The following is a 16,226-nucleotide window of genomic DNA, read 5'->3' as shown; positions in this document are numbered from 1 at the left end:
TTTCAAAGACATACATTATGGACTCGGGTTTTCGCCCCTGCCGGTGCCGGTCATCGGGCTTGCCAAGATGCGGGGCAATCTGCCGCCTTTCCCTTCTTTTACTGCCCGAAAAACGGTCGATCTGCCCGCGCGCAAGGCAGGGGCGGCCTGCGTGCCCTTTCGAGAAGGGCAGCGCCGCAGGCAGGGCGGGCGCCGTCTGGCCTGCGACGCTATGTATCGCAAGACATATCGAATCCTTGAGGCCGAAATGCAGCTCAGCGCCAGAAACGTCTTGCCGGGAACCATCGTCTGGATCACCACCGGATCGGTGACCAGCCATGTCCGTCTGGATATCGGGGGCACGCTGGTGACAGCCTCGATCACCAACGAAGCCGTGGATGAACTGGGGCTCAAGGTGGGTGAGCGGGCCTATGCGGTGATCAAGGCCTCGGACGTGATGATCGGCAAGGATTGACGGCCCGGCGTCAGCCCGGCGCAGAGGTCTCCAGCAAGGCGGGCAGCCCGGTTTCGGGCCGTTCGCGCAGCGGGCCAAGGGCGGCGTGCAGCCGGGCCAGCCGGGGCGCCATGACCTGTGGTTCCTCCGGGTCGATCCGGTGCGACAGGCGCAGCAGGTCAGGGCGGCCAAGATGGCGGGCCAGGATGCCCGCCAGATCGCCCAGCGACCGCGGCTCGGCCGACCCGATGTCCACCGCACCGAAGGCCGGGCTGTCCAGCAGCCCCGCCAGACAGCGCGCCACATGCGCGGTTGAGGCATAATCGCGGATCAGCTCTGCCTTGCGCACCTCGGCCGGCAGGCCCTGCCGCAGCGCCGTTGCCAGCGCGGGGATCAGGCGGCGGCTGTCTTCGCCGGGGCCATACAGGTGGAACAGCCGTGCCCAGACCAGCCGGGGGCCACAAAGGGCGGAAAGGTCATGGAACAGTGCGGCCTTGGCCTGCCCGTATGGGGTGGCGGGGGCCATCGGGCGGTTTTCGTCCCAGGGGCCCGTCGCGGTGGCGTCGTATTCGGCGCAGGTGCCAAGCGCCACCACCCGCTGCCCGCCCCGGGTCAGGAAGCCTTGCACCAGATCAACTGACGCCGCCCGCCAGACGGCATTGGCGGGCGAGGTCCAGAAGGCCCCGTGCTCCACCTCCCAGGCGCAATGGATCAGGCGCGGGGCAGGGCCCGCATCCAGCACCACCTTGCGCCCGGCCTCGGTCAGCAGATCGGCCGGATGCCAGGTCACGCCGGGCAGGTTCAGGCCGGGCGCGCGGCGGAACACCGCCTGCACCGGCACCCCGCGCGCCACCAGTTCGGCCAGAACCGCCCGCCCGACAAAGCCGGTGGCGCCGGTCAGCAGAACCGGATCAGACATTGGGGAAATCCGGCCAGTCGCGATCACGGTCCGAGATCAGCGCAGGGGGCGCCGGCCAGTCGATGCCGAAGGCCGGGTCGTTCCAGCGCGCACCGCGCGCAGCTTCGGGGGTGAAGGGCGCGTCGATCAGATATTCCACCACCGCATCTGCCGTCAGCGACAGGAAGCCATGCGCTACCCCCTGCGGCAGGAACAGCGCCCGGCCGTTCTCGGCCGACAGGTCTTCGGCATACCAGTGGCGGAAGGTCGGGCTGTTGGGGCGCAGGTCCAGCGCCACATCCCAGACCGCGCCGGCCACGCAGCGCACCAGTTTCTGCTCAGCCGCGGGGGCGGCCTGCCAGTGCATCCCGCGCAGGGTGTGGCGATGCGGGTTTGTGGACAGGCTGGCCTGACGCAGCACGAAATCCAGACCCGCCGCCGCGAAACTGTCGGCGCACCAACTGCGGCGGAAACTGCCCCGCATATCGCTGTGAGCCGGGCTTTCCACCCGGAACACCTGCGGCAGGGGCGTGGGGTGAAGCTGCATCACCAGCGCCGCATCTCGGGCACGGCGGTCCAGAGGCCGCCGCTGAAGCCTGCGGCGCGCAACTGGGCCACCACTTCCGGCGCAATGTTCCACGGCAGGATCAGAATCTCGTCCGGCGCCAGCGCCAGCAGCGCCTCGGGCGAGACCACCGGCACATGGCTGCCGGGCAACAGCCGTCCCTGCTTGGCCGGCGACAGGTCGGCCACTGCCAGAAGATCAGCCGCCGTCACGCCGGCGGCGTTCAGGAAGGTGTTGCCCTTGGCCGCCGCGCCATAGGCCGCGACCCGCCGCCCGCGCCGTTTCTGCACCGCCAGCCAGTCGCGGAAGCCGGACAGAACCCCCGACACACGCGCGCCGAAGCCCTGATAGAAGGCATCGCTTGCCAGCCCGCGCGCCGCTTCAAGCTGGCGCAGCGCCCGCAGCGCGGCCGAAGCCGGGCGCGGCGTGGGCGAGGCCAGAATTCGCAAGCTGCCGCCATGGGTGGGCAGGGTTTCCACATCGAACACCGTCAGCCCGTGGCGGGTGAACAGGTGTTCCACCGCCAGAAGCGACCAATAGGCGTAATGTTCGTGATAGATCGTGTCGAATTGCACGCCATCGACCTGCGCCAGCAGATGCGGCGCCTCGACCGACAGCACGCCTTCGGGCGCCAGCAGTGCGGCCAGCCCTTGGGTGAAGCCGTTGATGTCGGGCACATGGGCCAGCACGTTGTTGGCCACCACCAGATCGGCCCGCCGCCCCAGCCGCTGCACGATGGCCGCCGCGCTGTCGGGGGTCAGGAACACCGCCTCGGTCGGCACGCCCGCCGCCCGCGCCACGGCAGCCACGTTTTCTGCCGGCTCGATCCCCAGACAGGGCACGCCGGAGGCCACGAAGTTCTTCAGAAGGTAGCCATCATTCGACGCCACCTCGATCACCAATGACTGCGGCCCAAGGTTCAGCCGGTTGGTCATGGTGGCGCAGAAGTTCAGGCAATGCTTCAGCCATGACGAAGATGCCGATGAAAAATAAGCATAATCCCGGAATATGCCATGCGCATCGACCACATGGTCCAGTTGCACCATCCGGCAGTCGGAGCAGACCATCGCGCGCAAGGGAAAGCGCGGTTCGGCGGTGGGGTCGGCCTCGGGCGGCAGGTAGGAATTGGCCACCGCCATCACGCCCAGATCGCAGAAGACCGGGCCGAAGGGTGCGCCGCAGGCCCGGCAGTGGGTGATCGTTCCGCTCATTCCATCACTCATTCAAAAAGGCGCGCAGCGCGTTGTCGCTGGCCGCCGCCATGGTCTGGCCTGCGGCCCAGGCGTGATACCAATCCGCGGTCGCGGCCACCGCCGCAGCGGTGCCAAAGCGCGGTGCCCAGCCCAGGCTGCGCCGGGCCAGTCCGCTGTCCAGCGCAAGGCGGGGTTTTTCCGGCATCGGCAGCCCTTCGGCGCGCTGCCAGTTTACCGGCTGCCCGGTTGCGGCCTGCCAATGCGCCAGCAGATCGGCCACCGAAAGCTCGGCCTCGGCGGGGCCGAAGTTCACCGCCGGCGCGGCGGTGCCGGCGGCCAGCGCTTCGGCCAGCAGAAGGTAGCCTGAAACCACGTCCAGCACATGCTGGAACGGCCGCGTGGCGGCGGGGTTGCGCAGGCGCAGGGGCACCCCTGCCACATGCGCGCGCACCAGATCGGGGATCAGCCGGTCCCGCCCGAAATCGCCGCCGCCGATCACGTTGCCCGCCCGCGCCGTGGCCAGGGGCGGCAGGTCGGCAAAGGCGGCGCGGTGGCTGGCCGCCAGAATTTCGCAGGCGGCTTTCGACGCGGAATAGGGATCGTCGCCGCCCAGCGGATCAGATTCGACAAAGGCGCGGTCGCCCGCATTGCGGTAAACCTTGTCCGAGGTGACCAGCACCGCCGCCCGCGCCCCGCTGCCGCGCAACGCCTGCAACAGGGTCAGCGTGCCGGTGACATTGCTGCCCCAAGTTCCCGCCGGGTCGCGATACCCTTCCGAGACGATGGCCTGCGCTGCCAGATGCAGCACGACTTCGGCCCCGTCCACCGCCTGCGCCACTGCCGCCGCATCGCGCAGGTCGCCCCGCAGGTCACGGTCCAGCGCGTCGGAAACCGACAGCGCGGCAAAGGCCGAAGGGCCGGGCTCGGGGTCCAGCGCGAAGCCGGTCACCCGCGCGCCAAGCAGGGCCAGCATCCGCGTGGCCCAGGCCCCCTTGAACCCGGTATGCCCGGTCAGCAGCACCCGCCGCCCGGACCAGAACGCGGGGTCGGGTCGCCTTACCACAGCTTCCAAGGCGCGGTGCCCCCGTCCCACAGCGCCTGAAGATGATCGCGGTCGCGCAAGGTATCCATCGGCTGCCAGAAACCGCTGTGGCGATAGGCCATCAACTCGCCATCCCGCGCCAGACCGCGCAGCGGTTCCTGTTCCCACAGGGTCGCATCGCCGGCGATCCGGCCAAGGACCGAGGGCGACAGCACGAAGAAGCCGCCGTTGATCGTGCCGCCGTCGCCTTCGGGCTTTTCGGTGAAGGCGGTCACCTGATCGCCTTCCTGATGCAGCGCGCCGAAACGGCCGGGCGGGGTGACCGCCGTCACCGTCGCCGCGCGGCCATGGCGGCGGTGAAAGGCAATGCTGGCCGCAATGTCCACATCGCCCAGACCATCGCCATAGGTCAGGCAGAACGCTTCTTCCCCGGCCAACATATGCCCCACCCGCGCCAGCCGCCCTCCGGTCTGCGTGTCCTCGCCGGTGTCGATCAGCGTCACCCGCCAGGGCTCGGCCACCGGGCGCAGCACCTCGACCGTGCCCTGGGCCAGATCGACCGTCAGGTCCGACGACAACTGGCTGTAGTTCAGGAAGTATTCCTTGATCTGCCAGCCCCGATAGCCAAGGCAGATGATGAATTCGTTGATCCCATGCGCCTGATACAGCTTCATGATGTGCCACAGGATCGGACGGCCGCCGATTTCCACCATCGGCTTGGGCCGCAGCCCGGTTTCCTCGGACAGCCGCGTGCCGCGACCACCGGCCAGGATGACTGCCTTCATTCCGAGGCCACCTTTCTTGCCAGCGCGTAGAAATCGGCGGTGAACCGTTCGGGCTGGCCCAGCGGATGCGCCGCGATTTGCGCCCGCAGCCCGTGCCGCAAGGCCAGCCGCCGCGCCGGATCGGCGGCCAGCTCGGCCGCCTTGGCAACGTAATCGTCCACCGAGAACACCGCGAGGTCGCCGAGGCCCGCGTTGGACAGGTTGGAATAGCTCAGCCGTTCGGGGAAGCCTGGGCCGACCAGGCTGACCGTGGGCACCCCCATCCAGAGCGATTCACAGGTGGTGGTGCCGCCCACATGCGGCAGGCTGTCCAGCGCGATGTCGATCTCGTTGTAATGGCGCATGTGGTCGCCGCGGACGCCGATGAATTCCAGCCGGGCGGGATCGACATCGCGGCGGGCAAAGGCGGCCCGCGCGTTGGTCACAAAGCTCTCGACGCCGCCCTCGGGTCGCAGGAAGACGAAGCGCGACCCCGGCACCGCCCGCAGCACCGCAGCCCAGGCATCCACGCAGGCGGGCGTGTACTTGTAGGGGTTGTTCGCGGTGCCAAAGGTCAGATGCCCCTTGCGCGCCTGCGGCGTGCCTTCGGCGATCTCGTGGCGGGCGAACATGCGCGACAGCGCCACCCAGGTTGCCGGCATCTCGAAGGCGTGCTCGATCAGAAGGCGCGGATCGTCGGGGCGCAGGTAGGGGTCGGTCAGGATCAGGTCGATCTGTTCCAGCCCGGCGGAATGGGGATAGCCCAGCCAACTGGCCCCAAGACGCGCCGGCCGGTAGGCCATCACCTCAAGTTTGTTCATCGCGGTTGAGCCGCCCAGTTCGAACAGGATGTCCAGACCGTCGGCGGCAATCCCTTCGGCAACCTGATCGTCGGGTCGCTTCGGCCAGTTGCGGAAGGCCGTCACCTGGCCTGCGATATGCTGCTGCATCGAGTCTGCGGCCTTCTCGTAGAAGGAATAGCAGAACACCTCGACCTGATCGCGGTCATAACCTTCCAGCAGCGGCAGGGCGAACATCGTCACCGGATGCTGCCGCAGGTCAGACGACATGAAACCGATCCGCAGCTTGCGGCCGGTCTGCAGCGCGGGCAGGGGGGGAAGGTTGACCGGCACGATGCCCGCGCTGGCGCGCTTGCCCCAGGCGCGGTGCCAGTCCACCAGCCGGAGCCTGTCTTCCAGCGTGGAGACCTGTCCAAGTTCGTAATGTACCGCGGAAAGCGCGGCGTTTCTTTGCCACATCGGCAACAGAACATCAGGACGGCCGGTCTGCGCCATGCGGTCTTCATCCAGAACCCGGGTCATGACGGTGCGCAGGGCGCGCGCCGCCTCAAGAATCCGGTTCGGGAACTTTTCCATATAGCGCTTGGCCAGCACATAAGACCGTTCGATATGCGCCGCCTCGCTGTCAAAGCGGCAGCGCTGCAGCACTTCGATCAGCCGTTCCAGCAACTCGGGCCGGTCAGGGTTCAGTTCAACCGCCCGCTCGAGAATTGCGCTGGCTGTCCGAAGGTCACCATCGCCGAGCAGTGAAGCTGCCAGCAGGCTGGCGTTGGGGTGGCCGGGGTGCAGTTCAAGCATGGCCTTCAGGATTTCGATACCCTGCACCGCTTCGCCCATCCTGGCGGAAAGGCGGGCCTCCATCACGGCGTATTCCGGGTCGTCGGGGGCGGCAAGGCGCAGCCTGCGGATCAGGTCGCGCGCTTCCGAAACCTGACCGTTCCGCTGCAGCGTAAGGGCCAGCAGCGAAGAAACCTGTGTGTCCCCCGGGGCAAGGGCCATTCCGCGCCGCAGGCTGGCGATGGCAGCCTCGATCTGCCCAAGCGCGACCTGCTGACGTGCCAGCAGGCGCCACAATTCGGCGGACTGCGGGGCAATGCGCAACTCGGCCTCATAGCAAGCCGCCGATTGCGCATGATCGCCCAGCAGTTCATGCACATTGCCAAGGTTGTGAAGCACCGCCTGATCCTGCGGCCGCAGCTTGCGTCCGGTTTCCAGCACCTCGGCCGCCTTGGCCAGCCGACCGGCGCGCTTCAGCAGGACGCCCATCAGGTTGATCGTTCCAACATCCTTGGACGCCTTGGCATACCAGGGCTTGAACGCCTCGACCGCATCGTCATGCCGACCCAGTTCCGACAACGCCAGCGCATGCCCACGCGCACCCAGTTTCAGCGATGCGCCCAGGCGCCGTGCGTCGGCATAGGCAGCCACGGCTGCCTGGAAGTCACGGGCACGAAAGGCGGTGTCGGCCGTGGCAAGGGCCTTTTCGGCTGGTGTCAGACGAACCTTTGACATGGGCCTCCTGCGACATAAACACTGGCAAACGAATTGGAAACCAACGGGTTCCGTCGACGTTTTACGATGCGATGCGGCTTTCTGCCACCCCGCTGTGGTGAAAAGCCGGCCAACAGGGCGCAGAACCCCAAATCTGCGGGCATCCGTCTCGAATTTTCTGGCCCAAGGGGGCATTTCCCGCTCTGGTGACGCGGGGGCGCCGTTGGCCCCCAAGCCGTTTGCAGAACGAACCAAGAGGGCTCAGGTGATTGCCGACGAAACTCCGGTTCTGGCCAATTCCCTGTGGACGGCGACGGCCCCGCCGCAACCGCCCTTTCCGCGCCTGTCCGGCCCGGTCGAGACCGAAGTGGCCATCGTTGGGGGCGGGGTGACGGGCTTGTCCGCCGCGCTGCATCTGGCCGAACGCGGCATCGCCGCCGTGGTGCTTGAGGCGCAACAGCCCGGCTGGGGCGCGTCCGGGCGCAACGGCGGCCAGTTGAACCCCGGCCTGAAGCACGACCCCGACGCTGTTGAGCGCCGCTTCGGCCCGGACATGGCGGCCCGGATGCTGGCGCTTTCAGGCAATGCGCCGGCGCTGACGGTGGATCTGGCCCGCCGGCATGGCATTGCCTGCGATGCTGTCACCTCGGGCTGGATTCAGCCTGCGCATGACGCGGCCTCGCTGGCGACACTGGGCGCGCGCGCCCGGCAATGGCAGGCGCGCGGCGTGCCCCTGCGGATGCTGTCGCAGCAAGAGATTTCAACCCTGATCGGCACCCCGGTCTACATCGGCGGACTTCTCGACCCGCGCGGCGCGAATGTGCATCCGCTGGCCTTGACGCAGGGCCTTGCCGCGGCGGCGGCGCGGCAAGGTGCGGCGATCCATGGCGGTTCGGCCGTGCTGTCGATCCGGCGCGACGGGGCCGGCCATCTGCTGCGGACGGCTGATGGTCAGGTGCGCGCCCGCCGTGTGCTGATCTGCACCAATGCCCAGACTGACGGGCTGATCGTGCCGCTGGCGCGGACGCTGGTGCCGGTGCGGTCTGTGCAGGTGGCCACCGCACCGCTGCCCGATGCGCTGCGCGCCGCCATCCTGCCCGGCCGACAGGCGGTTTCGGACAGTCGGCGGGTGATGGTCTATTACCGCATGGATGCGGCAGGCCGGCTGATCCTGGGCGGCCGCGGCGATTACAGCGACCGGGTGACGGCCCGGCTGATGCAGAACCTGCGCCGGATCGGGCGCGGCATGTTCCCGCAACTGGCCGACACGCCCTTCGACCATGCCTGGGGCGGCCTTGTGGCGATGACGGCCGACCATTACCCGCATCTGTCGCCCCATGGCGATGGCATCCTGTCTGCCACCGGCTACAACGGGCGCGGTCTGGCCCTCGGGGTGGCCATGGGGCGGGTTCTGGCCGACTGGGCCAGCGGCACCCCTTTGGCGGCGCTGGAGTTCCCGGTGACGCCGCCGCGTCCGATTCCGCTCCACGCCCTGCGCAAGCCCGCGGTGCGGGCCGCCGTCGCCCTGTTCCGGCTGCGCGACAGGCTGGGCATCTGAGACCAGCCCCTTGATCCGATGGACCAGGACACGGCACTCTGCCGGTCTGTTTTGCTGAAAGGACGCCGCCAGATGCCCGATTCCGACCCGGTCCGCATCTTCCGCAAGCTGGCGCAGGCCAACCGGCTGGCCAATGCCCGGCTTCATGCGGCGCTGGCCACCCTGCCGCCCGGCGCCTATGACGCGGCGCGCCCGTCGTTCTTCGGCTCGATCCGGGCCACGGTGAACCACATCCTGCTGGTGGACCGCTTCTACATCAACGCCCTGCTTGGCGGCCGCCTGCACCGCCCGATGCTGGACGAGGCCCGCGCCTGCCCGGATCTGGCCACGCTGGCCGGCTGGCAGGCGGCCGAGGATGCGCGGCTGCTGGCCCATGTGGAAAGCCTGACCCCGGCCCGCTTGACCGACATCGTGGTGATCGACCGCGACAGCCGCGACCAGCACGACCGCCGCGACGATGTGCTGAGCCACCTGTTCCAGCACCAGACCCACCATCGCGGGCAGGTGCATGACATGCTGTCGGCAACGGCGGTCGCGCCACCGCAACTGGATGAATTCATCGTGGGCGATGATGCCGCGGCGCGGGCAGGCGACATGGCCCGGCTTGGCTGGACCGAGACCGATCTGATGGGCTGACGCCTACCAACTGTTCAGCGGGCGCATCCAATGCGTCTTTTTCGCGATATGGCCGTTCATCCGCCGCACCAGCCGGTCAAGTTCGGCAATGCCTTCAAACAGATACGGCCCCTTGTTCAGCATCACGCATTCCGCGCGCGCCGCCATTGCGGCATCGGTCATATCGCCGCGCGAGGGCACGCCGGTCTTGAGATAGCTTTCCATCACCTGCGTCGCCCAGATCACCGGCACCTGTGCCGCCTCGCCGATCCAGAGAATTTCCTCCTGCATCTCGGCCAGACGGGCAAAGCCGATCTCGACCGCCAGGTCGCCGCGCGCGATCATGATCGCGGTCGGCTGCCGGCCGGCCGCGCGGACCACCATGTCGGGCAGGTTGCGCACCGCGCGCGCGGTTTCCACCTTCAGCACCAGCCCCAGCCGGCGCCAGTCGTCGGGGCGCAGGGCGGCCAGCGCCTCTTGCAGCGCGGCCACATCGGCGGCCTCCTGCACGAAGGAAAACTCGATCCCGTCCGCCCGTGCCGCGGCAAAGCGCAGGATGTCGCGGTCATCATCGGTCAGCGCGGGCACGCGGATTTCGGTATCGGGAAAGTTGATGCCCTTCTCGGGCTTCAGCTTGTAGCCCTTCTCAGTGGGGCCGCAGTCGATCCGCAGCAGCAGCCCCCAATCCTCGGCCCGCAGCACGGTGCAGCCCAGCTTGCCGTCATCAATGAAAACCCGCTGCCCCGGCGCCGCTGCGGCAAGGGCCTGTGACAGCGTACATTCCATCGCGGCCAGCCCGCGCGGCACCCGGTCCAGCTTGCCCGGACGGGCCAGCGCCAGCGTCTCGCCGGGCAGCACCCGTCCCGGCGCCTTGCCGCCCCGGATCGCGCCCGACCGGATCTTCGGCCCCGGCAGGTCGATCATCACCTTCATCCGCCGCCCGGTTGCCTGTGCTGCCGCATCGACATGGTCGATCATCCGGCCCCAGGCCGCTTCGTTGTCATGCGCGGCGTTGATCCGCACCGCCTCGACCCCAAGCCCGGCCAGACGGGACAGGAACCCCGCATCATCCGCCGCTTCCGAGGGCAGGGTGACCATCAGGCGCACCGGGCTTTCCGGGGACAAGGGCCCCAGCAGGGCTTCGGCCCGCGCGGCGATCCGCGCCTCGCCGGCGAAGAAGGCGTCTTCGGGCTGGGGGGCGGCAGACGGCGTGCCGGAGGCGGCTTGCAGCAGGCCAAGAACGGCCCGCAGCGTGGGCATCACCCGGCTTTCGGCCCGGCCCAGCGACGACAACCCCGCCGCCATGCAGCGCCGTTGCAGATCGCGCAGATCATGGTGGCGCAGCGCCAGATAGGCGGCCAGATTGGCCGCGCTTGGCGCGAAGTCGGGCGCCTCGATCCAGCCGTCCCAACGGCCCGCGACAGAGGCGGCGCCAGCCTCGATGGTCTGCAACAACCGATCCATCTCATCGGCAAGGGCGGCGTAGGTCGATCCGGTCATTTCTTACCTCTGTTCAGCGCCTTAACAGCGGAAGATGACAGTGACGTGACCGGGCTACCCTGACGGAAGGGCCAAAGTTCCGTCCCGTCGATGCGGCGCAAAGGGGGTGATTTCTGCCGGCGAAACCCGGTATCTTCCCGGATCGGTAAAAGTGTTCTCCGGGGATGCGATTCGGATGCAGCGGCTGACCCTTCTTCTTGTCTGTATTCTGGCCGGTGCGGCGCAGGCCGAACCCCCGCTTCCGGTCGAGGCGGCCGTTGCAAGGACCGCGCCCCTTCAGGTGACCTTCGCGCTGTCCGGTTCGGTCGAGGCGGCCGAAAGCCTTCAGATCGGGTTCCGCTCGGGCGGACGCATCATCGCGCTGTCGGTTTCGGTCGGGGACCGTGTGGCGGCGGGCGCGGTGCTGGCCGAGGTGGACCACGCCCAGGCGGACGATGCCGAACGCGCCGCCCGCGCGCAGCTTGCCGCGTCCGAGGCTGGCCTGCGCCAGGCCACACAGGCGCGCGACCGTGTTGTTCAACTGCTGGACCGAGGCGCCGCCACACGCGCCGATGTCGACGCCGCGGAAGAGGCGGTGCTGACCGCGGAATCGACGCGCAATCAGGCGCAGGCGCAGGTGAAGAAGGCCGAACAGGCGGTGCGCGACACCTACCTGATCGCCCCGACGGCCGGCATCGTGACCGAGCGCGATGCCGAGGTCGGGCAGGTGGTCGGGGCGGTGCAGGCGGTTCTGGTGCTGGCGACCGACGACCGGCGCGAGGCGGTTTTCGACGTGCCCGATGTGCCCGAGCTTGACGGTTTGCAGGGCGCCACGGTGCCGATCCGCCGCATCGGCACGCCGCCCGCCACCTGGCAAGCGCGCGTGACCGACATCGCGCCGCTGGCGAATGAGGCAACCGGAACCGTGCAGGTCAAGGCCGAGATCGCCCCCGCCGACGCGTTGCCCGGTCTGGGTGAGGCGGTCTCGGGTGAAATCACCGTGCCGCTGGGATCGACCATCAGCCTGCCTGCTTCGGCGCTGGCCGAAACGCAGGGAATGCCGGCCGTCTGGGTAGTTGACCCGCAGACTCAGACGGTCGCGCTCGCGCCGGTGCAGGTGCAAAGCTACACCACGGGCACGATCGAGGTCTCCTCTGGCCTTGCCGAAGGCACGCTGGTGGTCACCGAGGGCTCTCACCTGCTGTATCCGGGGCGGTCGGTTGTGGTGGTGGAGGGCGGGAAATGACGCCAATGCGTGTGTGCCTGCTGCTTGCCCTGCTTGCCGCCCCGGCGTTTGCCGAAACGCCGGTCGAGGCGCCGCCGCGCCCGGTGGTTTCCGAAATTGTCACCACCGAAACCGCGCCCCTGCGCCGCTTTCCGGGCGTGATCGGGGCCGAAACCGAAACCGCGCTGGCCTTCCAGACCGCCGGGCGGCTGGCGAACCGGCCGGTCGAACGTGGCGACCGGGTGGCGGCGGGGGATCTGCTGGCCACGCTGGACGAGGTGACGCTGGCCGAAGATCTGGCGCTGGCCGAAGCCGCGCTGGATTCCGCCGTGGCCGAGGCCGAGCTTGCCCGGCAAAGCCTTGAGCGGGTCAGGGAACTGTCGCGCCGTGGCGTGGCCGCGCAGGCCCAGCTTGAGGCGGCGCAGGCGCAGGCCGATGCCACCGCCGCGCAGGTCGAGGCGGCCCGCGCCAACCGCGACCGCGCCCGCAACGCCGAAGGGTTCGGCCGGCTGACCGCGCCGGATGCCGGGATCGTCACCCGCGTGCTGGCCGATCCGGGCAGTCAGGTCGCCGCGGGCACCCCTGTCCTGTCGCTGGCCACCGGCACCGGCCGCGAGGCGCTGATCGACGTGCCGGACGAGGTGCTGGCGCTGCTGGACCCGGGCGCGCGGTTCATCGTTTCGACCCGCCAGCCCGGTGCGCAGCCGGTGGGGGGCACGCTGCGGCTGATCGAGCCGGTCGCCAGCCCCGGCGCGCGTACGCACCGCCTGCGCATCCGGCTGGATGAAGGCGCGCAGGCGCTGCGGATCGGGGCGCTGGTCTTCGCGCAGGTCGATGCCGGGCAAGACCCGATCCTGACCCTGCCGCCCGAGGCGCTGATGGGCGACGGTGTGCTGGTCGATGTCTGGGTCGTGGGGCCTGACCGCAAGGCGGAACGCCGCAAGGTCAGCCTTGGCGCCACCGTGGCCGGGCGTCTGGTCGTGGAGACCGGCCTTGCCGCCGGCGAAGAGGTGGTGGTGCGCGGGGTCAATTCCATCCGCGACGGGCAGCAACTCGGGGCAAGGATCGCCGGCGAATGAGCAAGTTCAATCTGTCCGACTGGGCGCTCAAGCATCGCTCGCTGGTCTGGTTCCTGATCATCGTCTCGGTGATCGCGGGCGCGCTGTCCTACATGAAGCTCGGGCGCGAGGAAGACCCGTCCTTCACCATCAAGGTCATGGTCGTTTCGGCAGCCCTTCCGGGCGCCACCGCGGAAGAAACCCGTGTGCAGGTGACCGACCGGATCGAGAAGAAACTGCAGGAACTGCCCAATCTCAAGTTCACCCGGTCTGAAACCTATCCGGGCCGGGCGGTGGTCTATGTGGAGCTGCTGCCCGAAACGCGCGGCGCGGCGGTCACCCAGACCTGGGTCAAGATCCGCAACATGATGGCGGACATTCGCCCCGAATTCCCTGCCGAATTCGCGGGTTTCAGCTTCAACGACGGCTTTGGCGATGTTTACGGCAGCATCTATGCCTTCACCGCCGACGGTTTCACCCCGCGCGAGATGAAGACCCGGGTCGAGGCCGTGCGCAGCGCCATCCTGACCCTGCCAAACGCCGGCAAGGTTGAAATCGTCGGCCTGCCTGCGCCGGTGATCCATGTCGAATTTTCCGTGCGCAAGCTGGCGGCGCTGGGGCTGGACCGTGCGGCGGTGCTGAACACGCTGGCGGCGCAGAATGCCATCGTGCCGGCCGGCGCCATCCGCACCACCGATGAAACCGTCGCCGTGCGTCTGAGCGGGCGCTTCGCCAGTGCCGCCGATCTGGCCAGCGCGCCGTTGCGGGTTGACCAGACATTTTTCACGCTTTCGGACGTGGCTACTGTCACCGACGGCTATACCGATCCGCCCGACACGCTGTTCCGCTACAACGGGCAGGAGTCGGTGGCGCTGATCGTCGGAATGCGGCAGGGCGCGAACATCCTGGAATTCGGTCACGCGCTGGACGCGCTGATGGAGCGGGTCGAGGCCGAGCAGCCGATCGGGATCGAGATTCACAAGGTTGCCGACCAGCCCAAGGTGGTTGAGGAATCGGTCAATCACTTCATCAAGGCCCTGGTCGAGGCGGTGGTGATCGTGCTGGTGGTCAGCTTCGTGTCGCTGGGGCTGCGCGCCGGGCTGGTGGTGACCATGACCATTCCGCTGGTTCTGGCGCTGACCTTCGTCATTCTCGATCTCATGGGCGTCACCTTGCAGCGTATTTCGCTGGGGGCGCTGATCATCGCGCTGGGGCTTCTGGTCGATGATGCGATGATCGCCATCGAGACGATGATTTCCCGGCTGGAAATGGGAGAAAGCCGCGCCAAGGCGGCATCCTATGCCTGGACCTCGATCGCCTTTCCCATGCTGTCGGGCACGCTGGTCACGGTGGCGGGGTTCATTCCCATCGGGCTGAACAGCTCGCAGGCGGGCGAATATACCATCTCGCTGTTCTATGTGATCGCGATCTCGCTGGTGCTGTCCTGGATCGTGGCGGTGCTGTTCGCGCCGCTTCTGGGGGCAACCTTCCTGCCGGCCGCGCTGCCGCATCATGACCCCGAACCGGGCCGGCTGCGCCGTGGCTTCCACCGCCTGTTGCGGGCGGCGATGCGGGCGAAATGGCTGACCATCGGGGCGACGGTGGCGATCTTTGCCCTGTCGCTGGTGGGACTGCGCCATGTCGAACAACAGTTCTTCCCCGCCTCGGACCGGCCCGAAATGCTGGTGGACGTGAACCTGCGCCAGAACAGCACCCTTGCGGCCACCGATGCCCGGATGCGCGATCTGGAAAGCTGGCTTTCGGCGCGCGACGAGGTGGCGTTCTACAGCACCTATGTCGGCCGCAGCGCGCCGCGGTTCCTGTTGTCGCTGGATGCGCCCACGCCGACGCCCGCCATGGGCCAGATCGTGGTGATGACCAAGGGAATCGAGGAACGCAATGCCCTGCGTGCCGCCCTGAACGCCCATGCCGCCACGCTGCCGGGGATCGACATCTATACCAAGCTGATCGAGCTTGGCCCCCCGGTCGGCAAGCCGGTGCAATACCGCATCAGCGGCCCCGACCGCAGCCTGTTGCTGGACCGCGCCCGTGACGTGGCGGCGGCGCTGGCGCAGGACGGCCGGCTGACCGGCATCACGCTGGACGAAGGCGGCCCGGTCCGCGTGGCCCGTGTGGTGCTGGATCAGGAACGCCTGCGCCAGATCGGCCTGACCCAAAAGGACGTGGCCCAGTCGCTGGCCACGCTTTACGAAGGGGCCACCATCACCGAACTGCGCGATGGCGACCTGCTGGTCGATGTCATCGCGCGCGGCCAGATCGAGGACCGCAGTTCGCTGGAATCGCTGGCTTCGATGCAGATCACGGGGGCTGGCGGAATTTCGGTTCCGCTGACCGCCTTCGCGCGGCTGGACTGGGAGGCGGAATCCCCGGTGATCCATCAGCGCGACCGCGTGCCGGTGATCACGGTCAAGGCCGCCGTCGCCACCGCCGACCAGCCGACCACCATCGTCAAGGACATGGCCCCGCGCATCGCGGAACTGGCTGCGGCCCTGCCGGCGGGCTATGGCATCACCACGGCGGGCGTGGCCGAAAGCAGTTCGGAAAGCCAGGCGCCCATCGTGGCCGTGGTGCCCTTGATGGTGCTGATCATGCTGACGCTGGTCATGTTCCAGATGCAAAGTTTCCGGCTGATGTTCATCGTGCTGGCCGTCGCGCCGCTGGGGCTGATCGGCGTTGTCGCCGCGCTGTTGCCTTCCGGCGCGCCGCTGGGGTTTGTCGCCATTCTGGGGGTTCTGGCGCTGATCGGCATCCTGATCCGCAACTCGGTGATCCTGATCCATGAGGTCGAGCAACTGGTCGCCGCCGGCCGCAGCCGCTGGGAGGCGGTGTTCGAGGCCTCGGACAGCCGGGCGCGGCCGATCCTGCTGACCGCCGCTGCGGCCAGTCTGGCGCTGATCCCGATCTCGCGGCAGGTGTTCTGGGGGCCGATGGCCTATGCCATGATGGGGGGCATCATCGCGGGGACGCTGATCACGCTGATCTTCGCGCCCGCCCTTTACTGCGCGGTGTTCCGCGTCAGCCCGCCGCCGGACAGCAGCCCGGACACCGCGGCCACGCCCGAAGCTGATCCTGCCTGACGCGCCC

At 68.4% G+C, this 16,226-nt stretch carries 13 protein-coding genes; 6 read left to right on the top strand and 7 right to left on the bottom strand.

Annotated features, from left to right (window positions below; genetic code table 11):
* Positions 1–247 precede the first annotated feature (247 nt).
* On the top strand, positions 248–454 hold the full coding sequence (locus tag C5F44_RS02275) for a TOBE domain-containing protein (protein WP_107672161.1): 207 nt from the start codon (positions 248–250) through the stop codon (positions 452–454).
* Positions 455–464: 10 nt separating this feature from the next.
* On the opposite strand, the gene C5F44_RS02270 is transcribed toward C5F44_RS02275, so the two are convergent.
* From C5F44_RS02270 to C5F44_RS02245, 6 genes are read right to left on the bottom strand one after another with little or no spacing between them, the layout of a single operon-like run.
* Complete coding sequence (locus tag C5F44_RS02270; RefSeq protein ID WP_107671896.1) at positions 465–1,352, bottom strand: NAD-dependent epimerase/dehydratase family protein; 888 nt, start codon at positions 1,350–1,352, stop codon at positions 465–467.
* Positions 1,345–1,878: a dTDP-4-dehydrorhamnose 3,5-epimerase family protein gene (locus C5F44_RS02265; protein ID WP_107671895.1), complete on the bottom strand. Its 534-nt coding sequence runs from the start codon at positions 1,876–1,878 to the stop codon at positions 1,345–1,347. The genes C5F44_RS02270 and C5F44_RS02265 overlap by 8 nt, the downstream gene beginning before the upstream one ends.
* Entirely contained in the window at positions 1,878–3,107 is a 1,230-nt protein-coding gene (locus tag C5F44_RS02260) for a class I SAM-dependent methyltransferase (protein ID WP_107671894.1), read from the bottom strand. The genes C5F44_RS02265 and C5F44_RS02260 overlap by 1 nt, the downstream gene beginning before the upstream one ends.
* A 4-nt stretch (positions 3,108–3,111) precedes the next feature.
* Positions 3,112–4,152 carry a CDP-glucose 4,6-dehydratase gene (gene rfbG, locus C5F44_RS02255; protein WP_107672160.1) on the bottom strand — a complete coding sequence of 347 codons (1,041 nt, stop codon included), beginning with the start codon at positions 4,150–4,152 and terminating at the stop codon, positions 3,112–3,114.
* On the bottom strand, positions 4,146–4,916 hold the full coding sequence (gene rfbF / locus C5F44_RS02250; RefSeq protein WP_107671893.1) for a glucose-1-phosphate cytidylyltransferase: 771 nt from the start codon (positions 4,914–4,916) through the stop codon (positions 4,146–4,148). The genes rfbG and rfbF overlap by 7 nt, the downstream gene beginning before the upstream one ends.
* Positions 4,913–7,207, bottom strand: coding sequence for an O-linked N-acetylglucosamine transferase family protein (locus C5F44_RS02245; RefSeq protein WP_181318155.1), 2,295 nt, complete (start codon positions 7,205–7,207; stop codon positions 4,913–4,915). Before C5F44_RS02245 ends, rfbF begins: the two co-directional genes overlap by 4 nt.
* A 244-nt stretch (positions 7,208–7,451) precedes the next feature.
* Here C5F44_RS02245 and C5F44_RS02240 point away from each other — a divergent pair, with 244 nt between their 5' ends.
* The gene (locus C5F44_RS02240) at positions 7,452–8,744 is read left to right on the top strand and encodes an NAD(P)/FAD-dependent oxidoreductase (RefSeq protein ID WP_107671891.1); all 1,293 of its coding nucleotides are present in this window, start codon (positions 7,452–7,454) and stop codon (positions 8,742–8,744) included.
* 72 nt (positions 8,745–8,816) lie between these two features.
* Positions 8,817–9,380, top strand: a complete 564-nt coding sequence (locus tag C5F44_RS02235) for a DinB family protein (protein WP_107671890.1) — start codon at positions 8,817–8,819, stop codon at positions 9,378–9,380.
* A 3-nt stretch (positions 9,381–9,383) separates the two neighbouring features.
* Here the strand turns inward: C5F44_RS02235 and C5F44_RS02230 are convergent, their stop codons facing one another.
* The gene (locus C5F44_RS02230) at positions 9,384–10,859 is read right to left on the bottom strand and encodes a pyruvate kinase (protein WP_107671889.1); all 1,476 of its coding nucleotides are present in this window, start codon (positions 10,857–10,859) and stop codon (positions 9,384–9,386) included.
* 175 nt (positions 10,860–11,034) lie between these two features.
* On the opposite strand from C5F44_RS02230, the gene C5F44_RS02225 reads away from it, so the two are divergent.
* Genes C5F44_RS02225 through C5F44_RS02215 form a run of 3 tightly spaced genes read left to right on the top strand, consistent with a single transcriptional unit; the run spans position 11,035 to position 16,219 of the window.
* Positions 11,035–12,084 carry an efflux RND transporter periplasmic adaptor subunit gene (locus C5F44_RS02225; protein WP_107671888.1) on the top strand — a complete coding sequence of 350 codons (1,050 nt, stop codon included), beginning with the start codon at positions 11,035–11,037 and terminating at the stop codon, positions 12,082–12,084.
* A complete protein-coding gene (locus tag C5F44_RS02220) occupies positions 12,081–13,142 on the top strand; it encodes an efflux RND transporter periplasmic adaptor subunit (RefSeq protein ID WP_107671887.1) in 1,062 nt (353 codons plus the stop codon). The genes C5F44_RS02225 and C5F44_RS02220 overlap by 4 nt, the downstream gene beginning before the upstream one ends.
* Positions 13,139–16,219, top strand: a complete 3,081-nt coding sequence (locus C5F44_RS02215; RefSeq protein ID WP_107671886.1) for an efflux RND transporter permease subunit — start codon at positions 13,139–13,141, stop codon at positions 16,217–16,219. The genes C5F44_RS02220 and C5F44_RS02215 overlap by 4 nt, the downstream gene beginning before the upstream one ends.
* The last annotated feature ends 7 nt before the right edge of the window (positions 16,220–16,226 follow it).

This window comes from Fuscovulum blasticum DSM 2131, assembly GCF_003034965.1.
In the GTDB taxonomy this organism is placed as follows: domain Bacteria; phylum Pseudomonadota; class Alphaproteobacteria; order Rhodobacterales; family Rhodobacteraceae; genus Pseudogemmobacter; species Pseudogemmobacter blasticus.
Note: the sequence above shows the minus strand (reverse complement) of the source record. Positions and strands in the feature narration are given on the sequence as shown.